At 70.4% G+C, this 25087-nt stretch carries 25 protein-coding genes; 6 read left to right on the top strand and 19 right to left on the bottom strand.

What is annotated here, in order from left to right; all coding sequences use genetic code 11:
* Positions 1–120: 120 nt before the first annotated feature.
* A complete protein-coding gene (locus QH270_RS02315; RefSeq protein WP_280338658.1) occupies positions 121–1092 on the bottom strand; it encodes a hypothetical protein in 972 nt (323 codons plus the stop codon).
* A gap of 100 nt (positions 1093–1192) precedes the next feature.
* Between QH270_RS02315 and QH270_RS02310 the strand changes: the two genes are divergently transcribed.
* A complete protein-coding gene (locus QH270_RS02310; protein ID WP_280338657.1) occupies positions 1193–1801 on the top strand; it encodes a TetR/AcrR family transcriptional regulator in 609 nt (202 codons plus the stop codon).
* 106 nt (positions 1802–1907) lie between these two features.
* Complete coding sequence (locus tag QH270_RS02305) at positions 1908–2651, top strand: LGFP repeat-containing protein (RefSeq protein ID WP_280338656.1); 744 nt, start codon at positions 1908–1910, stop codon at positions 2649–2651.
* Between the two features lie 3 nt (positions 2652–2654).
* Here QH270_RS02305 and QH270_RS02300 read toward each other — a convergent pair whose 3' ends face one another.
* From QH270_RS02300 to QH270_RS02280, 5 genes are all read right to left on the bottom strand, one after another.
* Complete coding sequence (locus QH270_RS02300; RefSeq protein ID WP_233001717.1) at positions 2655–3008, bottom strand: YbjN domain-containing protein; 354 nt, start codon at positions 3006–3008, stop codon at positions 2655–2657.
* A 74-nt stretch (positions 3009–3082) separates the two neighbouring features.
* The gene (locus QH270_RS02295) at positions 3083–3895 is read right to left on the bottom strand and encodes an isoprenyl transferase (RefSeq protein ID WP_280338655.1); all 813 of its coding nucleotides are present in this window, start codon (positions 3893–3895) and stop codon (positions 3083–3085) included.
* A gap of 103 nt (positions 3896–3998) precedes the next feature.
* Positions 3999–4766, bottom strand: coding sequence for a DNA repair protein RecO (gene recO / locus QH270_RS02290; RefSeq protein WP_280338654.1), 768 nt, complete (start codon positions 4764–4766; stop codon positions 3999–4001).
* A gap of 61 nt (positions 4767–4827) precedes the next feature.
* Positions 4828–5430 (bottom strand): TetR/AcrR family transcriptional regulator, encoded by a 603-nt coding sequence (locus tag QH270_RS02285; RefSeq protein WP_280338653.1) that lies wholly within the window; start codon positions 5428–5430, stop codon positions 4828–4830.
* Positions 5417–6283, bottom strand: coding sequence for an alpha/beta fold hydrolase (locus QH270_RS02280; protein WP_280338652.1), 867 nt, complete (start codon positions 6281–6283; stop codon positions 5417–5419). Before QH270_RS02280 ends, QH270_RS02285 begins: the two co-directional genes overlap by 14 nt.
* A 147-nt stretch (positions 6284–6430) precedes the next feature.
* Here QH270_RS02280 and QH270_RS02275 point away from each other — a divergent pair, with 147 nt between their 5' ends.
* On the top strand, positions 6431–7861 hold the full coding sequence (locus tag QH270_RS02275) for an amidase (protein ID WP_280338651.1): 1431 nt from the start codon (positions 6431–6433) through the stop codon (positions 7859–7861).
* Here QH270_RS02275 and QH270_RS02270 read toward each other — a convergent pair.
* The 9 genes from QH270_RS02270 to hrcA all read right to left on the bottom strand — a co-directional run bounded on the left by QH270_RS02270 (position 7858) and on the right by hrcA (position 18345).
* Positions 7858–10689, bottom strand: coding sequence for an ABC transporter substrate-binding protein (locus QH270_RS02270; RefSeq protein WP_280338650.1), 2832 nt, complete (start codon positions 10687–10689; stop codon positions 7858–7860). The two genes, QH270_RS02275 and QH270_RS02270, sit on opposite strands and share 4 nt — an antisense overlap.
* 92 nt (positions 10690–10781) lie before the next feature.
* Positions 10782–11687: a GTPase Era gene (era, locus tag QH270_RS02265; RefSeq protein WP_280338649.1), complete on the bottom strand. Its 906-nt coding sequence runs from the start codon at positions 11685–11687 to the stop codon at positions 10782–10784.
* Positions 11680–12015 (bottom strand): cytidine deaminase, encoded by a 336-nt coding sequence (locus QH270_RS02260; protein ID WP_280338648.1) that lies wholly within the window; start codon positions 12013–12015, stop codon positions 11680–11682. The genes era and QH270_RS02260 overlap by 8 nt, the downstream gene beginning before the upstream one ends.
* The gene (locus QH270_RS02255) at positions 12008–13351 is read right to left on the bottom strand and encodes a hemolysin family protein (RefSeq protein ID WP_280338647.1); all 1344 of its coding nucleotides are present in this window, start codon (positions 13349–13351) and stop codon (positions 12008–12010) included. Before QH270_RS02255 ends, QH270_RS02260 begins: the two co-directional genes overlap by 8 nt.
* Positions 13348–13902, bottom strand: coding sequence for an rRNA maturation RNase YbeY (gene ybeY / locus QH270_RS02250; RefSeq protein ID WP_019045862.1), 555 nt, complete (start codon positions 13900–13902; stop codon positions 13348–13350). The genes QH270_RS02255 and ybeY overlap by 4 nt, the downstream gene beginning before the upstream one ends.
* 120 nt (positions 13903–14022) lie before the next feature.
* Positions 14023–15084, bottom strand: coding sequence for a PhoH family protein (locus tag QH270_RS02245; RefSeq protein WP_280338660.1), 1062 nt, complete (start codon positions 15082–15084; stop codon positions 14023–14025).
* Positions 15085–15282: 198 nt separating this feature from the next.
* On the bottom strand, positions 15283–16023 hold the full coding sequence (locus tag QH270_RS02240) for a 16S rRNA (uracil(1498)-N(3))-methyltransferase (protein ID WP_280338646.1): 741 nt from the start codon (positions 16021–16023) through the stop codon (positions 15283–15285).
* 4 nt (positions 16024–16027) lie between these two features.
* Complete coding sequence (gene dnaJ / locus QH270_RS02235) at positions 16028–17182, bottom strand: molecular chaperone DnaJ (RefSeq protein WP_232997442.1); 1155 nt, start codon at positions 17180–17182, stop codon at positions 16028–16030.
* Between the two features lie 128 nt (positions 17183–17310).
* Complete coding sequence (gene hrcA / locus QH270_RS02230; protein ID WP_110039633.1) at positions 17311–18345, bottom strand: heat-inducible transcriptional repressor HrcA; 1035 nt, start codon at positions 18343–18345, stop codon at positions 17311–17313.
* A gap of 305 nt (positions 18346–18650) precedes the next feature.
* Between hrcA and QH270_RS02225 the strand changes: the two genes are divergently transcribed.
* Both QH270_RS02225 and QH270_RS02220 read left to right on the top strand, forming a co-directional pair.
* On the top strand, positions 18651–19019 hold the full coding sequence (locus QH270_RS02225; RefSeq protein WP_280338645.1) for a hypothetical protein: 369 nt from the start codon (positions 18651–18653) through the stop codon (positions 19017–19019).
* Positions 19006–20523 carry a hypothetical protein gene (locus QH270_RS02220; RefSeq protein ID WP_280338644.1) on the top strand — a complete coding sequence of 506 codons (1518 nt, stop codon included), beginning with the start codon at positions 19006–19008 and terminating at the stop codon, positions 20521–20523. Before QH270_RS02225 ends, QH270_RS02220 begins: the two co-directional genes overlap by 14 nt.
* An 89-nt stretch (positions 20524–20612) precedes the next feature.
* Here the strand turns inward: QH270_RS02220 and QH270_RS02215 are convergent, their stop codons facing one another.
* The 4 genes from QH270_RS02215 to QH270_RS02200 all read right to left on the bottom strand — a co-directional run bounded on the left by QH270_RS02215 (position 20613) and on the right by QH270_RS02200 (position 23543).
* Positions 20613–20837, bottom strand: coding sequence for a hypothetical protein (locus QH270_RS02215; protein ID WP_280338643.1), 225 nt, complete (start codon positions 20835–20837; stop codon positions 20613–20615).
* 210 nt (positions 20838–21047) lie between these two features.
* Positions 21048–21551, bottom strand: coding sequence for a DinB family protein (locus tag QH270_RS02210; RefSeq protein ID WP_280338642.1), 504 nt, complete (start codon positions 21549–21551; stop codon positions 21048–21050).
* 228 nt (positions 21552–21779) lie between these two features.
* A complete protein-coding gene (gene hemW / locus QH270_RS02205; protein ID WP_280338659.1) occupies positions 21780–22967 on the bottom strand; it encodes a radical SAM family heme chaperone HemW in 1188 nt (395 codons plus the stop codon).
* Positions 22968–23114: 147 nt separating this feature from the next.
* Positions 23115–23543, bottom strand: coding sequence for an SgcJ/EcaC family oxidoreductase (locus QH270_RS02200; RefSeq protein ID WP_280338641.1), 429 nt, complete (start codon positions 23541–23543; stop codon positions 23115–23117).
* Between the two features lie 435 nt (positions 23544–23978).
* On the opposite strand from QH270_RS02200, the gene QH270_RS02195 reads away from it, so the two are divergent.
* Positions 23979–25087 (top strand): nitrite/sulfite reductase (locus QH270_RS02195; protein ID WP_280338640.1); only part of this gene is annotated, 1109 nt, incomplete at its 3' end.

Genomic DNA, 25087 nt, shown 5'->3' with positions numbered 1-25087 from the left:
CCCCCCCGGCGGCCCGTGGCGGCGGGGGCCCCGCCGCCACCCGCCCCTCTCGCCGACACCACCCAACAACGCCCCCCCGCGGCCGGTGTTTTGCGGGCGTTCAGGGCCGCCGCGCGCGGATCAGGCCGAGACCGTCGCCCGCTCCGGACCGTCCTCGACGACCGGGCGACGCGAGCGCAGGGCACCGACGCCGAGCAGAGCGAGGCCGACGGCCGACCAGGTCAACAGGACCGCGAACGGCGCGAGCGCACCCGCGCCGTCGAAGTAGGCGACCGCGCGCATCAGCGAGGCGGTCGCACCGGGCGGGCACAGCTGGCCGATCGTGCCCCACGGCTGCGGCAGGAGCTCCGGCGCCGAGGTGGCCGCGGAGAAGGGGTTGCCGATGAGCAGCATCGTCAGAGCGCCGAGTCCGATACCGGCGCGCCCGATGGCGGCGGCCAGGCCGACGATCGTGGCGGCGACGGCGAAGGCGGACAGCCCGGCGATGGCCGACAGCTCGAGGTAGGAGCCGGGGACGATCGACAGCCAGGTGTGGAACACGAGGGTGCTGAGCAGGCCACCCGCCACCGCGAAGGTGAACAACCCGGCGAGGCGGCCACCGAGCGTGGACACCAGCAGGGTGAGCAGCACACCCGCGGCGATGCCCGACATCACCAGGGGCAGCACCATCGACCCGAAACCGGCGCCGCGCGGATCGTCGGGATCGGTCGCGACCACGTCCTCGACCGGCGCCGGGGCGGCGCCGCCGAGCTGCTGGGCCACGGCGGTGAGCTGCTGAGCCACCGCCGGTGAGGCGGCCGAGGCGACCAGGACCTGCGGTGCGCCGTTGCCGGTGACGATCGCACCGTAGATCTCGTTGTCGGCCAGCGCCGTTCGGGCCGCGTCCGCGTCGGCGAGGGTGGTGATGCTGAAGGCGTCGGGGCTGCGCTGGTGCAGCTGCATGCTGAGCTGGGTGGCTTGCGGACCGCTGACCGCGATGGGCAGGTCCCGCGGCGCGAGGTTGACGGCGGGCCAGGCGAAGGCGATCAGGAGCAGCGCCTGCAGCAGGGTGGCCGCGAGACCGAGCGCGACTGCTCGTCGGGTGGTCGACATGACATTCTCCCTTAAAGCGAATGTTCGTTCTTTATTGCCTCAACGGTGACACCGAGCGACCTCGCTTGTCAAGAACGGATATTCGTTTTATTTTGGAAGCATGCCCCGAGTCAGCGAAGAGCACCTGGAACGCCGCCGGAAACAGATCCTCGAGGCCGCGCAGCGATGCTTCACGCGCAAGGGGTTCCACGACACGTCGATGCAGGACGTGTTCGCCGAAGCCGAGCTGTCCGCGGGCGCGGTCTACCGGTACTTCGCGAGCAAGAACGACATCATCTTCGCGCTGATCCTGGAGACGATGACGCCCCTGCGCGGACGCATGGCCGAGATCATCCGCAGCGAGCAGGCCCCCACCCCCGCCGAGGTCGTGCGGCTGGTGACCTCGGAGGTGATCAAGCGCGGCGGGCCGGACGGGCCGCTGCGGCTGGCACCGCAGGCGTGGGCGATGGCGATGGTCCAGCCGGAGGCGAGCGTGCCGGTGCGCGCCGCCATCGCGGGCATGCGGGAGCTGTGGCGCGAGTACGCGGTGCGCATGCGCGACCTCGGCTGGATCCCGGCGGACGCCGACGTGGACGCGATGGCCAAGTCGATGATCAGTTTCCTGCCCGGATTCATGCTCCAGCACCTGCTGCTCGGGGACGTGGATCCGGACGACTTCGCGCGCGGCGTCGAGGCGATGCTGGGCATCAGACCGGTCGCCGAGGGTTAGAAACGTCACTGTTATGAGCGCGGGTGAACGGGTAGGTTCGGGTGCGGTGCCGGTCGGGGTCTAGCGCCGAAAATCACCGAAAAACGAATCGACCAGGGAGTTTCCTGTGGCATTTCACCGTCGACACCTTCGATCACGCACCGTCGCCGCGCTCGCGGCCGCCCTCGTCCTGCCCGCGGCCGTCGCGGGCACCGCACAGGCGCGCATGATCGGCGGCTTCGAGGTGGGCGGCGCGATCGAGGTCGAATACGACCAGGCGGGCGGCGCCGCGCTCGGCGACCCCACCTCCCCCGAGTCCGATGCCGCGGCCGGCGGCAAGTACCAGACCTTCGCCAACAACGCGGCCATCTACTGGCACCCCGAGACCAACGCCAACACCATCGCCGGGCAGATCAGGGACAAGTTCGCCCAGCACGGCAACGAGTCGGGCAAGCTCGGCTACCCGGTCACCCGCGAGCAGTCGACGCCCAACGGCGCGGGCCGGTTCAATCACTTCCAGAAGGGCTCGATCTACTGGTCCGTCGGTACCGGCGCGCACGAGATCAGCGGCCCGATCCGGGACAAGTGGGCCGCGCTCGGCTGGGAGTCGAGCCCGCTCGGGTTCCCGCTCAGCGATGTGGCCAAGGCGGGCAAGGGCGACGGCCGGTTCACCATGTTCCCGACCGGCGCCATCTACTGGACCTCGACCACCGGCGCGCACGCGGTGTGGGGCAGCATCCAGGCCGACTGGATCCGCGCGGGCGCCGAGGGCGGCCGCTACGGCTACCCCACCAGCGACGAGTACGACTACCAGGGCGGCAAGGCCCAGGATTTCCAGGGCGGCAAGATCACCTGGAAGCCCAGCAGCTGACGCCTACGGCGCGAGCAGGCCCTGCCTGGCCCTGCTCGCGCCGGACAGCGCGAGCAACAACATGGTGGTGAGCGCGCTGTCGTCGAGACCCTCGGCGGGGAACGTGTAGCGCAGGATCACATCGCCCAGTTTGCCGCGCCCGATCAGGGTGACCGAGCCGAACTGCATCTCGTTGTTGCGCTCGGCGACCCGCTTGTGCAGCTGCGGCTTGAGCGGCCGATCCCAGGCAAGCACGCTCGTCAGCGACAGCACGGTGAGTCCGGGCGCCAGGGTGACGGCGCGGATCGAGCACAGCGCGCCGTCGTATTCGAAGCCGAGCGATCCGTCGGCGTCGACGCGCACATCGATGTCCTGCATCTGCAGGCAGGCGCCGGTGCGCGCCTGCAGGTCGAGGTCGGGGGTGACCGTGGCGTCCATCTCGGCTCCGTCGCTCATTTGGTGCCGCCGAAGCGACGATCGCGCTTGGCGTATTCCAGGCACGCGTCCCACAGGTTACGCCGGTCGAAATCGGGGAAAAGCGTGTCCTGGTAGACGAATTCGGCGTAGGCGGCCTGCCAGATGAGGAAGTTCGAGCTGCGGAACTCCCCCGACGGGCGCAGGAACAGGTCGACATCGGGCATGTCGGGTTCGTCGAGGTAGCGGGCGACGGTGGCCTCGTCGATCTTCTCCGGATCGATCTCCCCCGCGGCCACCCGGCGCGCGATTTCGCGTGCGGCGTCGGCGATCTCGGCGCGACCGCCGTAGTTGACGCACATGGTCAGCGTCATCACGTCGTTGTCCTTGGTGAGCTCCTCGGCGACCTCGAGCTCCTTGATCACGCTGCGCCACAGGCGCGGTCGGCGCCCGGCCCAGCGCACCCGCACACCCATCTCGTGCATCTCGTCACGGCGGCGGCGGATGACATCGCGGTTGAAGCCCATCAGGAAGCGGACCTCGTCGGGGCTGCGGCGCCAGTTCTCGGTGGAGAAGGCGTAGGCCGACAGCCACTTGACGCCGATCTCGATGGACCCTTCGACCGCGTCCATGAGCACGGCCTCGCCCCGTTCGTGCCCGGCGGTGCGCGGCAGGCCGCGCTCCTGTGCCCAGCGGCCGTTGCCGTCCATCACCAGCGCGACGTGGTTGGGCACCAGCTCCGGCGGGATCGCGGGCGGCCGCGCGCCGGAGGGGTGCTGCGACGGCGGGCGGATGTCGCGGGCCGTCTTGCTCGCGGTGGAAGTGTCACGACGCAGGATCACGGCATCCATCCTGCCTGATGGTCACCGGGCGCCGGAGTGCGGGCGGTGCGCTGAGCACACCGTCTTCGTCCGAGCGGCCGGGAACTCGAGCCGTCGCCGTGCCGGTGCCCGCTCAGCCCGCGACGACGGATCGGTCCACCCCGGGGCCGACGGACCGCTCGATCAGCGGCAAGGTGCGCAACTGGCGTTCCAGATGCCACTGCAGATGGGCGGCGACCAGACCGCTGGCCTGGCGGCGGACGTTGTCGGGCACACCCGCGATGTAGTCCCACTCCCCCTTCAACAGGGCGACGAGCAGATCGAGCACGCCGGTGGCCGGGGTGCTCGCACCCGGCGGCCTGCAGTGCACACACACCGCGCCGCCCGCCGCGACATGGAACGCGCGATGCGGACCTGGGGTGGCACAGCGGGCGCATTCGTCGAGCGCGGGTGCCCAGCCCGCGAAACCCATGGCGCGCAACAGGTACGCGTCGAGGATCAGTTCGTGCGGGCGTTGCTTGGCGGCGATGGCGCGCAGGGCGCTGGCGGTGAGCGCGTGCAGTTTCGGGGCGGGCGCGCGTTCCTCGCCCGCGAGGCGCTCAGCGGTCTCGAGGATGGCGCAGGCGGTGGTGTAGCGGCCGTAGTCGTCGATGATGTCGGCGGCGAACGCCTCGACGGTGGTCACCTGGGTGACGATGTCGAGGGTGCGACCCGGATGCAGCTGCACGTCGATGTAGGCGAACGGCTCGAGCCTGGCCCCGAACTTCGACTTGGTGCGCCGCACACCCTTGGCCACCGCGCGCACCAGCCCGTGTTGCCTGGTCAGCAGCGTGACGATGCGATCGGCCTCGCCCAGCTTGTGCTGACGGACCACCACCGCCTCATCCCGATACAACCGCACGCGCCCAGTCTTCCACGTCGGCCCGACACCGCGCCCACGGACACACCCCGGCGTATCGGCCTCAGTTCTGCCGCAGCAGACCCGCGAGCAGTAGGAGCAGTGACTGCTGGGTCTCGAGCCGCGCGCGGTCGGGATCATCGGCGTGGGCGACGATGAGGGCGGCTTCGGAGATGGCGCTGAGCAGCAGCTGAGCCAGCACCGCGACGGGCGCGGCCGGGACGAGGCCCGCGTCGGTGGCACGTTGCAACTGGGCGGTGATCAGGCCGAGTCCGTGCCTGGCCTCGAACTCGCGGAAGGCGGGCCAGCCCAGCACGGTCGGGGCGTCCATCAGCACGATGCGCAGCATCTGCGGGCGGGCGCAGATGTCGAGGAAGCGGGCCAGCCCCGCGGTCATGCCCGCGACCACGTCGTCGGGGTCGACCGCGGCGACCGCGTCCTGGATCTCCGCGGTGGCCTCGGTCTCGACCTGTTCGAGCACGGCGAGGAACAGTCCGCGCTTGTCGCCGTAGTGGTGGTGCAGCGCACCGCGGGTGACCCCGGCGGCCGCCACCAACTGCTCGGCGGAGGTGGCGGCGAAGCCGCGCTCGGCGAACAGGTCACGGCCTGCCCGCTCGAGCGCGGCACGGGTGGTGCGGGAGCGGTCCTCCTGACTACGGCGCTGCATGCAGCCGAGTGAACTCCACGATCAGTTCGGCGAGCAACTCCGGCTGGTCCTCGGGCAGGAAGGTGTAGGAATCGCCGACGGTGCGCAGGCTCGCGTGCGGCAGGTCGGCGACCAGCCGACGGGCCAGCGACATCGGGAACAGCTTGTCCTCGGTCGACCAGACCACGAGCACCGGCAGCTCGACCTCGGCGAAACGTCGCGCGGCGTCGAGGGTGTGCCGCGCGTCCACGCCGGCGGCGAAGCGGCGCAGGTCGGCCCTGATGGCGGCGTCGCGCCGGGCCGGACCCAGGTAGGACTCCGCGATCGGTCGGGGCAGTGGGTTTTTGGTCACCCAGCCGAAGGCGAGCGGCAGCCGCTGGGCGGGCCGCCAGCGCAACGGGGCGAGCAGCGGGGCGATCGCGCCGGGGATCTTCGCCAGGCGCACCAGGGCCGTGAACGGCTTCGGCGGGAAGACCTCGAAGCAGTCGACGGCGGCCAGGACGACGCGGGCGATGCGCTCCGGCCGGCGGGTCATCAGGATCTGGGTGAGCGCGCCGCCGGTGTCGTTGGCGACGATCGTGACATCGGTGAGGTCGAGCGCGTCGAGGAACTCGGCGATCAGGTCGGCCAGGCCGACCGGGGTGAGATCGGCGTCGGGCATCGGGATCGAGTGCGAGCCGAGTGGCCAGTCCGGTGCGAGGCAGCGGTGTCCGGCCGCGACGAGTCCGGGGACGACTCCGCGCCACAGATCGGCGTTGACGAGCAGGCCGTGGACGAAGACGACCGGCGATCCGGTCCCGGTGTCGTGATAGCGGAGGCGCCCGGACGAGAGCGAGATGTCGTGTGCCGGGCCGAGTGCTGAGCTGATTCCCATGGGGTCCTCCCCTGGTCGAATGCTGGGCCACTCCACTGTTACATACATACTGAATGTATGTCTAGGCAGAAATCCACCCAGGGTATGTGGACGGCCGACCAGTTCGTCGTTACCGTCGAGCCCACCACCAGCAGAGACGGAGTCCCCATGTCCGTGCCCGACCGCGTCGCGTCGACCTCCCCCGCCGACCTCGGCCTCACCGAGCTCAGCGCCGCCATCGCCGACGGCCGACTCACCTCGGTCGCGGCCGTCACCGACGCGCTCGACCGGATCGAGGCAGCCCAGCCGACCCTCAACGCGTTCCGCGTCGTGCGCCGCGCGGCCGCCCTGCGCGAGGCCGCCGAGGCCGACGCGCGCCGCGCCGCCGGGACCCGACTGCCGCTGCTCGGCGTGCCGATCGCGGTCAAGGACGACACCGATATCGCCGGCGAGGTCACCGCCTTCGGCTGCGGCGGCGAGTTCGCGCCCGCCACCGAGGACGCCGAAGCGGTGCGCCGGTTGCGCGCGGCAGGCGCGGTGATCGTGGGCAAGAGCAATACCTGCGAGCTCGGACAGCTGCCGTTCACCAGTGGCGACGCCTTCGGGCACACCCGCAATCCGTGGGACCGGACCCGCACGCCCGGTGGCTCCTCCGGCGGGTCGGCGGCGGCGGTCGCGGCCGGATTGGTGCCCGCCGCACTGGGTTCCGACGGCGCCGGCTCGGTGCGCATTCCCGCCGCGTGGACCAACCTGGTCGGTATCAAGCCCCAGCGTGGCCGCATCTCCACCTGGCCGCACCCCGAGGCGTTCCACGGGCTCACCGTCAACGGGCCGCTCGCGCGCACCGTGCGCGACGCCGCGCTCCTGCTCGACCTCGCCGCCGGGCCACACCCCGGCGACCTGCACACGCCGGCTCCGATCGACGCCGGTGCGGCGGTGGGCCGCGATCCGGGCAAGCTCAGAATCGCGCTCTCCCTGCGTATTCCGTTCACCGCGACCCGCACCGCCCTCGACCCCCAGATCGCGGCGGCCGTGCACGATCTGGCGAGCACCCTGCGCGCCCTCGGGCACACGGTGACGGTCGCGGATCTGCACTACGGCGTCCTGATCGGCGCCTCCTTCCTGCCGCGCTCGCTCGGCGGGATCAGCAAGGTGCGCAGGTCCATGCCCGCGGCGGTCGTCGACCCGCGGACCACGGCGAACGCGCGTGTCGGCCGGTTGCTCAGCGGACCCGCGCTCACCGCGGCCCGGATGCTGGAACCCTTGCTGCACCGGCGGATCGGCGGATTCTTCGACGACTACGACCTGGTGCTGGCCCCGACGACGGCCACCCCGGCCCCGCGCGCCGAGGAGATCGACGGCATCGGCGTCGGCGCGACCAACGGCCTGATCACCGGCGCGTGCCCCTTCACCTGGCCGTGGAACGTCCTCGGCTGGCCGAGCGTGAACGTCCCCGCCGGATTCACCGACACCGGACTGCCGATCGGCGCGCAGCTGATGGGCACCGCGAACTCCGAGCCGACGCTCATCGCCCTGGCCGCCCAGCTGGAAGCGGAACGGCGCTGGGACCGTGACCGGCCGACGCCGTGGTGGGCCTAGCGACCGGGTTCCGCCCACCCCTCGATATCACTCTCGGTGCCCGCCGGGCAGCCGTCCTGACCGGTCTGGCGCGGGAACATCATCAGGCAGCGCTGCGGGCCCTGCCCACCGACGGCCGTGGTGACCAGCACCGCGATGGATGACCCGTCGGCCACGCGCCGGGTCGAGAAACCGAGCGTGCCGGTGACGCCGCGATAGTCGCTCTCGCGCATCTGCACCGCGATGGCGGTGCGGTTCGGCGGCAGATCGGCCAGTACCCCGCGACTGCTGCGCACCGCCTGCAGGAACAATCCGCTCACGTCGAAGGCCAGACCGGTGCGATCGCCGGCCCAGGTGGGCCGGTAATCGCCGAGTTCGGGATAGCCGCGCAGGTCCTCGATCAGCCCGGCCAGTTCGACGCACAGCTGCTCGTGTTCGAACGGCACCGGCTGATCGCCGACCTTGCCGACACCGCGCACACAGTCGGCGCCGCCGAGCATCACCGGCGCCGCCTTGGATACGTAGCGCACGGTGAGATTGGCGGGCAGCGCCGCGGTCGCCTTGGGGTCGGTGATCAGGCGGGTCACCGCGTCGTTGCCCAGGATCGCCGGGCCGTCGCCGCTGAGGCAACCCCGGCTCACCGCCTTGGCGAAGGTCGGGAAGTCGTCGTTGCGCCCGGCGAAGAACAGCAGGGTGTTCCGGTCGAAACCCTCGGTCTCGCAGGGGGCCGGGAACCGGTAGAGCTGTTGCTGTTCGCGCCAGCTCAGGCTCTCCTGGGGCACCCCGCGCTCGGCGAGTTCGTCCTTCAGGTCCGCGACCAGGGTGGTGACGTAGAGGTCGTCGGCGGCGTCCGGGTGGTAGATCACCACCTTGTCGTAGCGGCGTCCGCCCGTGTTCTCGCGGGCGCCCTGCGCGTAGTCGGCGATGAGCCGCGCCTGCACCTTGTTGCTCGGCGCCGCCTGGAAATACAGCGGCGAGGCCTGATCGAGCCCGTCGGCGGACAACGTCGTCGCGACCGCGGGCACGCCGAGTTCACCGAGCCGGGTGATCGCCCCACGGGTCTCGTCGGTGCTGCGGTCGATGCCGACCACGCCGAGCACGCTGGGGTCCTCGGCCGCCAACCCGCGCAGCTGATGCTCGACCACCCACCGCGCGTGCCGCATGTCGGTGCCGCCATTGGCGATGACGACGCGCAACAGTGGTTCGGACTCGTCGGAGGCCAGCAGGGCGCGGCGCTGCTGCACCGCCAACCCGGCCAGCTCCTCGACCTGGGCGTGCGGATAACGCACATTCGTGTCGGCATAGCTGAGTCCGGCGAAGTACACCAGCGAGACCAGCGGCCGGTTCGGGTTGCTCTCGCGCGCCTCGGCCGCGGCGGCGTTGAGCCGGAACACCTCGCGCTGCATCGCGGTCAGCTCGGGATCGTCGGCGAAGATCTGCCGCGGATTGTCGCTGTAACCGACGCATTCGCCGTCGCGCAGACTCACCGAGACACCGCCGGTCCACGGCCACTGCGAACACGGCGCCCCGCGCAGCGGCGGGAAGTAGACGAGCGCGGCGCCGATGGCGAGGGCGATCGGGATCAGGACGCACAGCCCGACGAACCAGCTGCGCGCGGCCATCGGCGGCGCGGGCGGCAGCGCCATCCCACGGAAGCGCGGATCGCTGACGTGCGGCGGCGTGTCGGCGGGAAGCAGCGCGCGCAACGGCAGGAACCAGGCGTCGGTCTGACGGTGGGTGCGCCGGTTCTCGATCTCACGGACCCAGCTCTGCAGCGGGTCCTGCGGCTGCGCGGTCGGCCGGTCGGCGATGCTCTCCAGCGTGCGCAGATGGCGCAGGTCCCCGATGTGGCCCAGCTCGCCGACCTCACGATGCGGGCCCTCGTCCCGGAACGCGACGACCACCAGCGGATCGAAATGCCCTGTTTCGTTGCGGATCTCGTTGATCCAGGTGAGAATCCGCGCGCCGTCGCCGCCCTCGGCCAAACCGCCGAGCAGAGCCACCGGGTAGGCAGTGCGCCGCCAGCTCGACGGCCGCCAGATGCGGCGCCGATAGGCATCGCGCAGGTCCTCGAGGAAGGCGTGGATGAGCAGTTTGGCGACCTGCTCCTCGTTCTCGTCGACCCGGTGCGAGGCGGTCAGCCGGGAGGCGAAACCCAGGAAACTGCCGGACAATTCGGGCGCGAGATAACGCTGGTGCAGGAACCACCGCGTCACCTTCGACATCCCGGGGATGCGCCCGGACACCCACAGCCACAACCGCAGCACCGGCCACAACGCCAGCACACCGAAGACCACCCGCGAGATCGTGTCGCCCGCGACCCCCTCGGCGGTGTCGGAGCGACTCGTCGGCGAACCGCTGCGCAACAGCTTGGGCAACCGGCGGCGCAACTCGTCGGGCGTCTCGGATTCGTCGCTGGTGACGCGCTGCCTGGTCAGCCAGTCGGCGGTGCGGTAGCGCGGGAACTTGATCGCGCCCATGGCGGTGTCGTCGGCGGCGAAACCGGCGACCAGCTGCTGGATGATCGGCAGGCAGTGCCCGGCGAGTTCCTGATCGTCGACCGAGCTGACCGCGCCGAGGTCGGGCGTGAGCGCGGTCCGGGGCAGGTCGGGCGCGTGCAGATCGACCTTGGCGCGCGGTGTCGCGCGCCTGCCACCGGATTCGCCCAGCCAGCTGTACAACTCGCCGACCAGCGCCGCGTGCCCCTGCACCCCGACCACCTCGACGATCGGTCGCGGCAGCGTGCGCCGTCCGCGCCACAGCGCGCGCAGCACCCGCGGCTTCGCGTCGGGAATCTCGAGTACCCGCAGCAACTCCAGCAGCTTGCCGACATCATTGGCATCGGGCACTTCGACGGCCTCCCCGGGGCGAACAGCGAGCACACCGGAACGCACCCGGCGTATTCGCCGAACGATACCCCGTCCGGCCGACACTCAAACGGTCAAAAGCCCAGCTTCCCCAGCTGTTTCGGGTCGCGCTGCCAATCCTTGGCCACCTTCACGTGCAGGTTCAGGTAGATGCGGGTGCCGAGGATGTGCTCGATCTGCTTGCGCGCGTTGGTGCCGACCTCCTTGAGCCGGGAACCGTTCTTGCCGATGATGATCGCCTTCTGGCTCGGCCGCTCGACATACAGCAGGGCATGCACCTCGAGCATGTCCTCGTTGGCCTCGTACGGCTGGATCTCCTCGATCACCACGGCCAGCGAATGCGGCAGCTCGTCGCGCACGCCCTCGAGCGCGGCCTCGCGGATCAGCTCGGCCATGAGCGTCTCCTCCGGCTCGTCGGTGATCTCGCCGTCGGGATAGAACGCCGGGCCCTCGGGCATCTTCGACGCGATCACGTCGACGAGCACCTCGACCTGCTCCCCCTTCACCGCCGACACCGGCACGACCTCGGCCTCGGGCCCGAGCAGCTGGGAGACCGCCATCAGCTGGTGGGCGACCTGGTCGCGGCTCACCTTGTCGATCTTGGTGACCACCCCGAGCACGGTGGTCTTGGGCGCCATCATCTTGATCTGCTCGACGATCCAGCGGTCGCCCGGCCCGATCTTCTCGTCGGCCGGGATGCACACGGCGATCACGTCGACCTCGGAATAGGTGTCGCGCACGAGATCGTTGAGGCGCTGGCCGAGCAGGGTGCGCGGACGGTGCAGGCCGGGAGTGTCGACCAGGATGAGCTGGGCGTGCTCGCGATGCACGATGCCGCGAATCGTGTGCCGGGTGGTCTGCGGACGCGAGGAGGTGATCGCGATCTTGGACCCGACCAACGCGTTGGTCAGCGTCGACTTGCCGGTGTTCGGGCGGCCGACGAAACAGACGAAACCGGAACGGAATTCGGTGTCAGCCACCGCGCACCTCGCTCAGGACGGCGCCGGCGCGGTCGGTGCTGATCACCGTGGCCGACGGCGAGACCTCGTGCAGCGCGGCGATGCCCGCGTCCTCGGCGGCACCGCCGACGACGACCGCGGCCTCGAAACCCTCGGCGCCGCTGGAGATCGCGGCCGCCACTGCGGCCTGCAGCGCGGTCAGCCGCAGGCTGGTCAGCGCGACCTCGCCCGCGGCGTAGGTGCGGCCGTCGGTGTCGCGCACCGCGGCACCGCTCGCACCGCCGGTGCGGCCCAGCGCGCCACGCGCCAGCACCAGCAGCTTGTTGTCCTCGGCGTCCAGTTCACTCATCGGCTTCTCCGTTGTCGTCGGGCACGCTGACCTCCGCGGGCTCGGCGCCCGCCCCGGTCGACGTCTTGTTCTTCTTCTCCTTGTCGGGCGCGCGGCGCACCAGCACGGTGTTGACCCGCATGCGGCCGCGCGCGTCCGCGCCGCCCTCGCCGCGCAGCACCAGCCCGTACACCGTCACCTTCGACCCGGGCAGCGGGACACGCCCCAGCTCGTGGGCGAGCAGGCCACCCACGGTGTCGACGTCCTCGTCCTCGATGTCGAGCCCGTACAGCTCGCCGAGGTCCTCCACCGACAGCCGCGCCGAGACCCGGTAGCGGCCGTCACCGAGGTCCTCCACCGGCGGGGTCTCGTCGGTGTCGTATTCGTCGGCGATCTCACCGACGATCTCCTCGAGCACGTCTTCGATGGTCACCAGCCCGGCGATGCCGCCGTACTCGTCGACCAGCAGCGCCATGTGGTTGCGGCGGCGCTGCATCTCGTCGAGCAGGTCGTCGAGCGGCTTGGAATCGGGGATGAACACCGCGGGCCGCATCACCTCGCGCACCGTCACCTTGCGGCTGCGGTCGGCATAGGGCACAAGGTCTTTCAGATACACCACGCCGAGCACGTCGTCGACGTTCTCGCCGATCACCGGAATCCGGGAATGCCCCGAGCGCACCGCGAGCGACATCGCCTGCGCGGCGGTCTTGTCGTGCTCGATCCAGACCATCTCGGTGCGCGGCACCATCACCGCGCGGGCCAGGGTGTCGCCGAGTTCGAAGACCGACTGGATCATCCGTCGTTCGTCATCGGCGACGACGCCACGCTCCCTGGCCATGTCGACCACCTCGCGCAGCTCGATCTCGGAGGCGAAGGGGCCGTTGCGGAATCCCTTACCCGGCGTGATCGCGTTGCCGAGCAGGATCAGCAGCCTGCTCACCGGGCTCAGCACCGCGCCGATGACCTGCAGCGGCACCGCGGCGCCCAGCGCGATCGAATAGGCGTGCTGGCGACCGAGGGTGCGCGGCCCGACACCGATCACGACATAGGACACGATCACCATCACCGCCGCGGTGACCAGCAGGGCCGTCGCCGGGCTCCACAGCTGCAGTGCCGCGGCGGCAAGCAGGACGGTGGCGCTGATCTCGCACAGAATGCGCAGCAGCACCATGAGATTCACATACCGCGGCCGGTCGTCGACGATCCTGCGCAGGCGCGCGGCGCCGGGCCGTTCCTCGCGGACCATGTCGTCGAGCCGGGCCCGCGACACCGTGTTCAGTGCCGAGTCGACCCCGGCGAAGATCCCGCCGAGGCCGATCAGCACGATCGTCAGCAGGATCTGGGTGAATGCCGTCACGCGGGGCCCAGCGCGTCACCCGGCGCGGTGAAGCCCGCCTTGCCGAGCAGCCTGGCATCGCGCTCGGCCAATTCGGCGCGCCGCTGTTCCTCGCGCAGGCTCACGTACCACTCCTCGAGCAGCTGGCCCTGCAGCGCGAACATCTCCTTCTCCTCCTCCGGCTCGGCATGGTCGTAGCCGAGCAGGTGGAGGACGCCGTGCACGGTGAGCAGCGCCAGTTCGTGGTCGAGCGAATGCCCGGCCTTCTGCGCCTGCCCCATCGCGAACTCCGGGCACAGCACGATGTCACCGAGCATCGAGGGGCCGGGCTCCGGGCTGTCGGGGCGTCCGCCGGGCTCGAGCTCGTCCATCGGGAACGACATGACGTCGGTGGGGCCGGGCAGATCCATCCAGCGCACGTGCAGGTCGGCCATGGTGTCGAGATCGACGAGCACCATCGACAGTTCGGCGGCCGGGTGCACGTCCATCCGGCCGATCACGAACCGTGCCACGCTGACCAGGTCTTCTTCGGGGACGTCCATGCCCGATTCGTTGGCGATCTCGATGCTCACCTGTTCAGGGTACGGGCCCGTGTTCGATCGATGAAACCGCATCGGTCCAGCGTGGCGCGGGTAACGGCGGCACAGCGCGACGCGAGTTCCCGGCTGGGAACCCGCGTCGGCAGCGCAGCCTTATCCGCGGTTCGCCCGGCCTGCCGCGCGGCGCGCCGCGCGATTGCCGGGATAGTGCGGGCCCGGCACCGCTCGGGTGTCGGATTCATACCGGTCGTAGGCGTCGACGATGTCGGAGACCAGCCGGTGCCGCACCACGTCGGCGCTGGTGAGCTCCGAGAAGTGGATGTCGTCGATGTCGGTGAGGATCTCCGAGGCCGCCCGCAGACCCGACCGCTGCCCGTTGGGCAGGTCGACCTGCGAGATGTCACCGGTGACCACCATCTTCGACCCGAAGCCGAGGCGGGTGAGGAACATCTTCATCTGCTCGGCCGTGGTGTTCTGCGCCTCGTCGAGAATGATGAACGAGTCGTTGAGACTGCGGCCACGCATGTACGCCAGCGGCGCGACCTCGATGACGCCCGAGGCGAGCAGCTTCGGGATCGCCTCCGGGTCCATCATGTCGTGCAGCGCGTCGTAGAGCGGCCGCAGGTACGGGTCGATCTTGTCGTTGAGCGTGCCGGGCAGGAAACCCAGCCGCTCACCGGCCTCGACCGCGGGCCTGGTCAGGATGATGCGGGTGACCTGCTTGGACTGCAGCGACTGCACCGCCTTGGCCATCGCCAGATAGGTCTTGCCGGTACCGGCGGGACCGATGCCGAACACGATGGTGTTGGCGTCGATCGCGTCGACATAGCGCTTCTGGTTCAGCGTCTTGGGCCGGATGGTCTTGCCGCGCCGCGACAGGATGTCCAGGCTCAGCACCTCGGCCGGCGACTCCGACACGCCCTCGGTGAGCATGGAGACGGTGTGCCGGACCGCTTCGGGGGTGATCACGCGATTGCGGCCGGTCAGCGCCACGAGCTGCTCGATGACGCGTTCGGCCAGCGCGACGTCACCGGCCTTGCCGGTGATGGTGACGGTGTTGCCGCGGACGTGGATGTCGGCCGGGAGCAGCTTCTCCAGCTGACGGAGATTCTGGTCGGCCGAGCCGAGGAAGGGGAAAACAGACTCCGGGGCGAGTTCGATGCTGGAACGCACTGTTCGCGCCGCGGGACCCGCGTTGTTTCCGCCTGCGCCGATGCCTGATACGGGGTTGGTGGGGTCGCCGATCTCGCCTGAGTTCTTCAAAAGTGGCTATGGCCTGCTTCCGGTCTCGACTGTCTGTTCGATGAGCTCAGTTTAACGCGCGGCACCGACACCGCCCAGCGATATAACGACCGGTACGGCCGAATCGCGATCGACGAGTGATCGCAGGTCACAGCGGGCGCGACCGGCGCGCTACCACCGCGCGGTGAGCGCCCCGAGGGCGCCGAGGGCCACCGCGGCGGCCGTGGAGGTGCGCAGCACGGTCGGACCGAGCAGCACGATGTCGGCACCCGCCTCGGCCAGAGCGGTCAGTTCGGTGTCGTCGAGGCCACCTTCGGGCCCGACGATCAGCACCACCTCGGGCGCCTCGGCCAGGGGAAGCTCGGTGAATTTGCGCGCACCGGACTCGTGCAGCGCGGCCACGATCGCGCCGTCGGCCTTCGCCGCGCGCACCAGGTCGAGCAGCTCGCGGGTGCGGTGCAGCTCGGCGACCTCGGGGATGTACGCGCGCCGGGACTGCCGGGCGGCGGACTTCGCGGCGGCGCGCCACTTCTCGATCCCCTTGGCGGCCTTGGCCTCCCAGTTCGCGACACAGCGCGCGGCCTGCCACGGCACGATCTCGTCGGCGCCCGCCTCGGTCATCAGTTCGACGGCGAGTTCGGAGCGATCCGACTTCGGCAACGCCTGCACGACCCGTACCCGCGGCGTCGCCGGGGTCGCGACCCGGCGGGTGCGGACCGCGAGGTCGAGCCGGTTCTTCTCCGCCGCGACCACCTCCGATTCGGCGAGCACACCGCGCCCGTCGGACAGGGTGATCGGCTCGCCGACCCTGATCCGGCGCACGGTGGCGGCGTGCCTGCCCTCCGGCCCGTCCAGGACCGCGACGGCGCCGGGCTCGGGGACCTCGTCGAGATAGAAGACCGTCGCGGCCACCGGGTCAGCGTCCGCTGAAGGAGGCGCGCAGCCGGGCGAACAGGCCGCTGTTGTGCTCGGACTGGGCCGACATCACCTCGGCGCGGTCCTTGTCGCGCATGCCCTTGAACTTGCGCAGCAGGTCGGTCTGCTTGCCGTCCAGCTTGGTGGGCACCACGATGTCGAGGTGGGCCAGCAGGTCACCGCGGGCGCCGGAACGCAGCCGGGGCATGCCGTGGGCGCGCAGCTGGATGACCTCGCCGGGCTGGGTGCCCGGCGCGATGGTGAGCTCGGTGGGGCCGTCGAGGATCGTGTCGACCACGACCGTGGTGCCGAGGATGGCGTCGACCATCGGCACCCGCACGGTGCAGTGCAGATCGTCGCCGTCGCGGACGAAGGTGTCGTGCGGCTGCTCGACGACCTCGACGTAGAGGTCGCCGGCGTGACCGCCGCCGGGGCCGACCTCGCCCTGCGCGGCCAGGCGCACGCGCATGCCGTTGGCCACGCCGGCCGGGATCGGCGCGGCGATCTCTCGGCGGGCGCGCACACGGCCGTCGCCGCCACACTTGTGGCAGGGGTCGGGGATGGTCTCCCCGGCGCCGCGGCAGGTGGGGCACTGCCGCGAGGTGAGCACCTGGCCGAGGAACGAGCGCTGCACCGACTGCACCTCGCCCGCGCCGTCACAGGTCTCGCAGCGCACCGGCTTGGAGTTGCCGTTGGTGCCCGCGCCCTGGCAGATGTCGCAGAGGATGGCGGTGTCGACGGTGAGGTGCTTGGTGACGCCGACAGCGCATTCGGCCAGGCTCAGCCGCGTGCGGATGAGCGAGTCGGCGCCGGGCTGCACCCGGCCGCGCGGCTTGCGCACGCCGCCGCCCTGGCCGCTCATCCCGCCGAAGAACGCCTCGAACACGTCGCCGAGGCCGCCGAACCCCGCGCCGCTGAATCCGGCTCCGCCGCCGCCGTTTTCGAGCGGGTCACCGCCGAGATCGACGATCCGGCGCTTCTCCGGGTCGGTCAGCACCTCGTACGCGGTGGAGACTTCCTTGAACTTGGCCTGGGCGGCCTCGTCCGGGTTCACGTCGGGGTGCAGTTCGCGGGCCAGCTTGCGGTAGGCGCGCTTGAGCTCCTGGTCGGTGGCGTTCTTGCCGACGCCGAGCAGTCCGTAGTAATCCCGTGCCACTTGAGTTCTCTAGTCCTTGGTCGCTGTGGTCCAGCCGAGCGCCGGGCGCATCCTTTAGTCGAATCGACTCAACTTTACCGGCCGAAGTATCGACTTTAACAGTGCGGGTCGGCCGTCCCGGCTCGCCGTCACCTTTCGGCGAGGACCTCGCCGATGTATCTGGCGACGGTCGCCACCGACGCCATCGTCCCGGGATAGTCCATCCGGGTGGGCCCGAGCACACCCATGCCGCCCAGGACCGCGCCGGCCGCACCGTAGCCGGTGGACACCACAGAAGTGCCGCGCATCTGCTCGACCTGGGTCTCCTCACCGATCTGCACCATCACCTGGCCGGGTTGCTGCGCCGCGGCGAGCAGCTTCAGCACGATGACCTGCTCTTCGAGGGCCTCGAGCACGGTGCGCAGGGAGCCGGGGAAGCCGAAGTCGGCGACATTGCGGGTGAGGTTGGCGGTGCCGCCGAGGACGAGCCGCTCCTCCGGGTGCTCGACCAGGGTCTCCACCAGCACGGTCGAGACGCGGACCAGCACATCCTTGATCTTGTCGGGCGCCCGTTCCGGCAGCCCGGCCACCGACGCGCTGGCCACCGAGAGCAGCTTGCCGTCCATGGCGCCGCCGAGCAGGCCGCGCAGGGCGGCCAGATCGTCGTCGGAGATCACCGCGCCCAGGTCGACGATGCGCTGGTCGACCCGCCCGGTGTCGGTGATGACCACCAGCAGCAGACGGGCCGGGTTGAGCGCGACGACTTCGATGTGCCGCACGATCGACGCCGAGACCGTGGGGTACTGCACGACGGCCACCTGGCGGGTGAGCTGGGCCAGCAGGCGTACCCCTCGGCGCAGCACGTCGTCGAGATCGACACCGGATTCGAGGAACTCCATGATGGCCCGCCGTTCGGCGCCGGAGAGCGGCTTCACCTCGGCGATGCGGTCGACGAACTCGCGGTAGCCCTTGTCGGTGGGGATGCGGCCGGAGCTGGTGTGCGGCTGGGTGATGTAGCCCTCGGCCTCGAGGACCGCCATGTCGTTGCGGATGGTCGCGCTGGAGACACCCAGGTTGTGCCGCTCCACGAGCGACTTCGAGCCGATCGGTTCCTTGGTGGCGACGTAGTCCGCGACGATCGCTCGCAGGACCTCGAACCGCCGATCCTCGGTGCTCGACGCCATCGACCCCACCTCCTCGCTAGTGCCGGGTACCTCATCGGCCCACGTGTGTCGCTGCGTTCGTCGCACAGACTCGCACGCGGACGCTCGCAGCGTCTCGTTCTCCAGTCTAATTGTCCGGTCCGGAATCGCCCGCGCGCCTCGTCGCCCCGCGCCCGAGTTGTCCACAGGTCGCGAGTTGTCCACAGACCGCCGATCGGGGCTGGTCGAGTGCGGGCACGCGGCGTACGTTCGGCACTGATTCAGCTGTTCACCAGTGGTTTTCGGGCCGGCGGGAGGGGCGTGCGATGCAGCGGAACGTGATGGCGGTGGATCCGGTGGAGTTCGCCGGATTCGATCGCGGGTGTGCGGAGTTCCTCCGCGTGATCGAGGCGATGCGGGTAATGGCCCGCCGGATCGCCGAGCAGGAGTACTGGGGGCTCGGCGAGGACGACGCACGACTGGTCTCCGCCCCGGCGCTGGTGGCGAGACTGCGTGCGAAGGCGGGCGGCGGCGGGAACAGCATCGACACCGTGCTGGCGGCACACGCTCACGTGGTGGCGGATCTGCGGCTGGCCCTTCGGCGGGCATTCGAGCAACTCACGCTCGTCGACGAGGACTGGGCCGATCGGCAGAGAGCTGTAGACAACGTTGCGACTCAGCGGGTTTCGATGGGTGACGGTCATGTTGGAGTATGAGCCACCCAGGATTCCCGGCGGCGGTGAGAACGTCCGGAATTGGCATCACCGGGAGATCGTCGCGGCCTTCGCCCCGCTGGATGTGACGGCGGCGGTGGCGCAAGCGGACAGCTTCGAACTGATCGCGCGCAGGTGGGAAGACGGGGTATCCGCGTTCGCCCGCGCGCTGCGCGACGCGCGGGTGGTGGCCTGGTCCGGTACCGCCGCGGACGCGGTGGGCGCGGCTGTCACCGCCTATGTGGCGGAGGCGAGGGAACTGACCACCGCCTTCGTCGAGCTGTCGGGCGCGGTGCGGGCGGCCGCGGAGGCGATCGTGAGCACCCGGCACGCGATACCCGAACCGGTGGTCGCCGTGGTCGGCGATGCCGCGGCGAGATATGGCGCCCAGGAGAGTGCCGTCGAGAAGGCGCGTGCGGCGATGCACGAGCGGTACGTGCTGCCGTTCGGCGCGGTGGGCCGCCGGATTCCGGTGCTGCCCATGCCAGCTCGGCGAGTCGCCACCTTTCCAGAGAAGCGATCGGCTTCGGGCGCAGACGAAGGGCGGCCGAGAGGGGCGGCTACCGGCTCGCCGAAAGGCGGACCGATAGGCGAGGGTCGACCGGGTGACGGCCACGGCGTCCAGGGTCGACCGGGTGACTCCCGCAGCGTCGAAGGTCGACCGGGTGACGCCCGCAGCGTCGCGGAACGACCGGAAGACATCGGCAGCGAGAATCGTTCAGAGCATGCGGGTCGCGGCCCGAAGAACGACCGGGTGGGCGAGCAACCGGGGTCGGCCGGGTACTCGGAAAGCACCGCCATGGCGGCCAACGCCTCCGGCCGCACCGAGATCGAGGGCAGCGGCACGTCGGCGACCCGTGAGGTCGGCGGTCAGGCGGGAGGCGGGCCAGGTGACCTCGGTGCACCGGGTGGCGAGTCACCGGAGCAGGGCGTGGGTGAGTCGGTCGTCCGGACCGTGTCGAGCAATGCGGGCGTCGTGCCGCTGTCGCTGCCCGCCAACAGCTTCAGCCCGCCGGGAGGAACTGCTCTCCTGCCCGCACCGAGCATGGAACCGGGGCCTGGCTGGCCCGGCGAACGGCCGGGGCGGCAGGACCTCTCGTCCGTCGCGCGCCCTGACACGGCGGCTGGCGGCACCTCGGCCACGGGGGCGGTCGATCGGGCATGGGCCGGTGGCCCGCGCTCTCAGCCGTCGCCACCCTCCGATGCGCTGGAGCCCGGGATCGGTCGGGGTGTCACCGACGCGGCGGGGCCGGTCATCGGGGCGAATCCAGCCTCGACGGTGTCCGCACCGCGCATCCTTGATCGCCTGTTCCACTGCGCCGTACCACCCGCTGGAGGACTGGCAACGGACCCGGAACATGAGCGGGCACTGCCGGACTACTTGATCACGGCGGCGAATACCGAGGCCCTGCTGGGCGATCGGTGTCCCACGGTCACCGGCGGAGTGATCGGCGGCGAGTCGCCCGCGCCGGGCGGCGAGCAGCGCTCAGCGTCGGCTCGGGTCTGACATGGCATCGAGCCGAGAGTGCCGGTCGCGGCCGGTCCGCGGGATCCGGCGGCGGTGCCGGCCGCCCGTGGTGGGCGGCCGAGACCGAGCTAGCCGCGAGCTGCCGAGTGCGCGGCGCCCACCTGCTTGCCCGCGAGGGCATCCAGGCCGAGCATCGCCAGCAGCGATACACAGTCTTCCGCGTCGTTGGAATGCGACGCGACCGTGCGGGCGGCGACCGCGCACTGCCGCGCGTTCTCCGCCTTCTCCGCAGAGCGCGCTTCCGCGAATTCGCTCTGCTCGTGGACGAGGGTGATGTGCCGTTCGGTGGACATATAGCTCCCTAGGATCGAGCCGAAGCCTACGCCCCCAATCGTTATCTTCGGCCGCGAACCCAGCGAAAGTCCCGGTTCGATACCCCGGTGTCGACGGCACGCGGTGAGGTGTGCATCACGCCGGATCACTCGGCTGACCGGGCGATTCCCGAGGTCCTTGGCGCACGGTGGCGACCCGGAAATTCGGGTCACGAATCAATATCGCGCGGGCTACCCCCGCGCGTCCCGCAACAGCCGCAGCTGCCCGATCTCGGCCACGTTCTTCATCAGCTCGGCATCGACCCAGGAGACCTGATGCGCGACTGTCAACCCGGCATCGGCAGGCCACGGATAGGCCGAGCCCGCGTCGAGCGCGGCGTCGTCGAGTCCGTCGAGGACCTCGAGCCATTCCGCCCGCAACCCCCGCAACCACTCGACGGTGGGCGCGCCCGGACCCGGCCAGACGATCTCGGTTCGTTCCCGGGGCGGCCGGTGCCGCGCGTGGTCGATCGCCACGCTCCACCACCAGCCGATATGCCAGCTGAGCCAGCCGATCGTCGGCACCGGGATCGGATCAGGTTCGGTGTCGGCCCAGTCCGCGACCCAGGCCGCCTCGCCGTGCCTGCGCATCGTCCAGCACAGCTCGGCCGGCTCCCACAGGAAGTCTGCGGGCTCCAGCCGCTCGAGATGGAATTCGAACAGCGACCAGACGAGGTCGAATTGCCAACGCAACATCGCACTTCGGGAGGACGGCACGCCGCGCATCGTGCCACGCTGACCCCTCGGCGGGGAACCGTTTTTTCCTGGCCGGCCGAGCACGCCGAGACCGCCCCGCACCGATCCGGAGCGCGCGCACGCGCGCCGCGATGCGGGCCTGCCGACGTCCGCGCTGCCGTGAGTCGGCACCGCGATCGGTGCGCTCCTCGCGGGCGATGACGTGTTTCGGCGTTCCGGGTCCGGCGCTCAGGTGAGCAGGTCACGCACGATGCCGTCGGCGAGCAGGCGGCCGCGATCGGTGAGAATCAGATGGTCGTCGGTGATCACCGCGAGGCCGTCGGCGACGATGCGGTCGAGGGCGGGTCGCGCGGAGGACGCGAGTGTGCCGAGCGGCAGGCCGGTGCGGAGCCGGACGGTGAGCATGAGGTGCTCGGTGTAGCGCTCGTCATCGGTGAGGGCTTCCCAGCCTGCGGCGGGCAGGCCACCGAGCGTGACGCGGTCGGCGTAGCGCGCGGGATGTTTGACGTTCCACCAGCGGACGCCACCCACGTGGCTGTGCGCGCCCGGGCCCGCGCCGAGCCAGTCACCGCCGTCCCAGTAGCCGAGGTTGTGCCGGCAGCGCGCCTCGTCGTTCGCGGCCCAGTTCGAGACCTCGTACCAGGCCAGCCCCGCCGCGGCGAGCCGAGAGTCGATGCGTTCGTAGCGGGCGGCGAGCACGTCGTCGTCCGGGGCGGGCAGCTCACCGCGACGGACCTTGCGTGCCAAGGCCGTTCCGTCCTCGACGATCAGGGAGTAGGCGGAGACATGATCGACTCCGGCGGCCAGCACCGCGTCGAGGCTGGCGTCGAGATCGGCATCGGTCTCCCCCGGTGTGCCGTAGATCAGGTCCAGATTGACGTGGTCGAAACCGGCCGCCCTGGCTTCCTTCGCCGCGGCGACCGCGCGACCCGGCGTGTGGGTGCGATCGAGCACCTTCAGCACGTGCCGCGCCGCGGACTGCATGCCCAGCGACACCCGCGTGTAGCCGGCGGCCCTGATGCGCGCGAAGAACTCCGGCGAGGTGGATTCCGGGTTCGACTCGGTGGTCACCTCGGCCCCCTCGGCCAGGGTGAAGTTCGCGCGGACGGCGTCGAGGACCGCGGCCAACCCGTCACCGCCGAGCAGCGACGGCGTTCCACCGCCGACGAAGACGGTCGACACCTCGGGCGTCGCGCTCGGCAGCGCGCCGAACTCCGCCGCCGCGGTCGCGAGCTCCCCGCGCAGCGCCTCGAGCCACGACTGCGGCGACGCCGAGGTCCCCAATTCCCCCGCCGTGTAGGTGTTGAAGTCGCAATACCCGCACCGTGTCGCGCAGAACGGCACGTGCACGTACACCCCGAACGCGCCACCGCCGAAATCGCGCAGCACCGGCCGCTCGGCCTCGGCCGGTCTCACGCCGGAAGCCCCGGGAACAGCGCTGGTAGTCACCCCTCCAGTCTGCCGGGCGCCGATGGACGACCGTGCGCAGCCCTCGCGAAGGCCCGGCAGACCACCGGCACCACGCCCTGCGCGGGTGGCCCGGTGGGCCGCCTGGTGACCGGGTCAGTCCGCCACCACCGGTGTGTTCTGGTTGGCGGTGAGGACCCAGGCGCCGTCCTCCTTGGTCATCACGTACATCGGGGTACCTCGGCCGGTGACCTCGCCGTCGAGATCCACGTAGGTCTGACGGATCTTGACCGCGGCCACATCGGGGCGCAGGAACAGCACGTGCTCGATCTCATAGGTCGCCTTGCCGTGGGTGGTGGCGCCGGGCAGGACCCGCGCGGTGAACTCGGCGATCGCGGCGCGGCCGAACAGGCGCTTGCCGTGGCCCGTGGTCCAGATCGCGTCCTCCCGGAAGACCGCGGTGAATTCGTCGATCAGTTCGTTGTCCTGGGCGTGCGCGATGGTGGCGACGACGGCGTGGATCGCCGCCAGTTCGGTGTCGAGGTCGGCGGGTGTGTGGCCGGCCACGGTGGCGTCCTTGCTCATGCGACCACTCTGCAACCTCAACAACACTCCAGGTCAACGTGCCGTGCCGGACCGCACACGGCGATCCGTAGACGCATCACCGGTCGCTTCCGCGCAGTCGGGTATGACGACCGTCACAGAACGGGTCACCCGTCCAGGGAATTTCCCCCAAAAATGCGGGAAATATCTCCTTGCGGTCGGAACGACCCGGCTGACATGGCAGAATAGGCGCATGCACGCAACTGGAGTACGACTCGTGGCCCGCCGCCACGTCGACTTCCAGCGTGTCTGCAGCGCCTGTTGTCGGCCCGGTTTCCACCGGTAGCGCAGCGGCGTCCCCGCCCGGGTATCCCCCGGTGCCTTCGACTTCTCATCGGCCCGCTGACCACCTGACGCGAGCCAGCCCCTCGCGCCTTCAGCACGGATGTACCACCCACCCCGCAGGAGCGACCCCACATGACGTCGAGCACCGACGCCGCTTCGACCGACCAGTCGACGCCGCAGGCCAGCCCCGAGCGCGCAGCAGCCAAGCGCCCGGCAGCCGAACGCCGCGTGCGGCCCGACCGGCCGCGCAGCGAGGCGCCCGTCGCGCCGCGCGAGCGCACCGGCAAGCCGGTCCGCCGGCGTTCCGAAGGCCAGTGGGCCCTCGGCTACCGCGAGCCGCTGAACCCGAACGAGCAGTCCAAGAAGGACGACAATCCGCTCAACGTGCGCGCGCGGATCGAGAACATCTACGCCAAGGGCGGCTTCGACTCGATCGACAAGGCCGATCTGCGTGGCCGCTTCCGCTGGTGGGGTCTCTACACCCAGCGCGAAGAGGGCTACGACGGCACCTGGACCGATGACGACAACGTCGACATCCTCGAGGCCAAGTACTTCATGATGCGGGTGCGCTGCGACGCGGGCGCGCTCAACGCCGCCCAGCTGCGCACCATCGGCCAGATCTCCACCGAGTTCGGCCGCGACACCGCCGACCTGTCGGACCGCGAGAACGTCCAGTACCACTGGATCGAGGTCGAGAACGTCCCCGAGATCTGGCGCCGGCTGGAATCGGTCGGCCTGCACACCACCGAGGCGTGCGGCGACTGCCCGCGCGTGATCCTGGGTTCGCCTCTGGCCGGTGAGTCGCTCGACGAGATCATCGACCCGACCCCGGCCATCGACGAGATCGTCAAGCGCTACATCGGGAAGAAGGAGTACTCCAACCTTCCCCGCAAGTTCAAGACCGCGATCTCGGGCCAGCAGGACGTGGTGCACGAGATCAACGACGTCGCCTTCGTCGGTGTGAACCACCCCGAGCACGGGCCCGGCCTCGACCTCTGGGTCGGCGGCGGTCTGTCGACCAACCCGATGCTGGCCAAGCGCGTGGGCGCGTGGGTGCCGCTCGACGAGGTGCCCGATGTCTGGGAAGCCGTCGTGTCGCTGTTCCGCGACTACGGCTACCGCCGCCTGCGCACCAAGGCCCGCCTGAAGTTCCTCATCAAGGACTGGGGCATCGAGAAGTTCCGCCAGGTGCTCGAGGACGAGTACCTGAAGCGCAAGCTCATCGACGGTCCCGCGCCCGA

It is taken from the genome of Nocardia neocaledoniensis (assembly GCF_029868625.1).
In the GTDB taxonomy this organism is placed as follows: domain Bacteria; phylum Actinomycetota; class Actinomycetes; order Mycobacteriales; family Mycobacteriaceae; genus Nocardia; species Nocardia neocaledoniensis_A.
This window is presented reverse-complemented; position numbering and strand designations above follow the sequence as displayed.

Bases quoted from the DNA above. Each gene is read 5' to 3' on its own strand.
- QH270_RS02215 (WP_280338643.1), bottom strand. From the start codon at position 20,837: ATGTCCACCGAACGGCACATCACCCTCGTCCACGAGCAGAGCGAATTC.
- QH270_RS02275 (WP_280338651.1), top strand. From the start codon at position 6,431: ATGTCCGTGCCCGACCGCGTCGCGTCGACCTCCCCCGCCGACCTCGGC.
- QH270_RS02310 (WP_280338657.1), top strand. From the start codon at position 1,193: ATGCCCCGAGTCAGCGAAGAGCACCTGGAACGCCGCCGGAAACAGATC.
- QH270_RS02210 (WP_280338642.1), bottom strand. From the start codon at position 21,551: ATGTTGCGTTGGCAATTCGACCTCGTCTGGTCGCTGTTCGAATTCCAT.
- QH270_RS02300 (WP_233001717.1), bottom strand. From the start codon at position 3,008: ATGCAGGACATCGATGTGCGCGTCGACGCCGACGGATCGCTCGGCTTC.
- QH270_RS02285 (WP_280338653.1), bottom strand. From the start codon at position 5,430: ATGCAGCGCCGTAGTCAGGAGGACCGCTCCCGCACCACCCGTGCCGCG.
- QH270_RS02200 (WP_280338641.1), bottom strand. From the start codon at position 23,543: ATGAGCAAGGACGCCACCGTGGCCGGCCACACACCCGCCGACCTCGAC.
- QH270_RS02315 (WP_280338658.1), bottom strand. From the start codon at position 1,092: ATGTCGACCACCCGACGAGCAGTCGCGCTCGGTCTCGCGGCCACCCTG.
- QH270_RS02220 (WP_280338644.1), top strand. From the start codon at position 19,006: ATGTTGGAGTATGAGCCACCCAGGATTCCCGGCGGCGGTGAGAACGTC.
- QH270_RS02280 (WP_280338652.1), bottom strand. From the start codon at position 6,283: ATGGGAATCAGCTCAGCACTCGGCCCGGCACACGACATCTCGCTCTCG.
- QH270_RS02295 (WP_280338655.1), bottom strand. From the start codon at position 3,895: ATGGATGCCGTGATCCTGCGTCGTGACACTTCCACCGCGAGCAAGACG.
- hrcA (WP_110039633.1), bottom strand. From the start codon at position 18,345: ATGGCGTCGAGCACCGAGGATCGGCGGTTCGAGGTCCTGCGAGCGATC.
- QH270_RS02260 (WP_280338648.1), bottom strand. From the start codon at position 12,015: ATGAGTGAACTGGACGCCGAGGACAACAAGCTGCTGGTGCTGGCGCGT.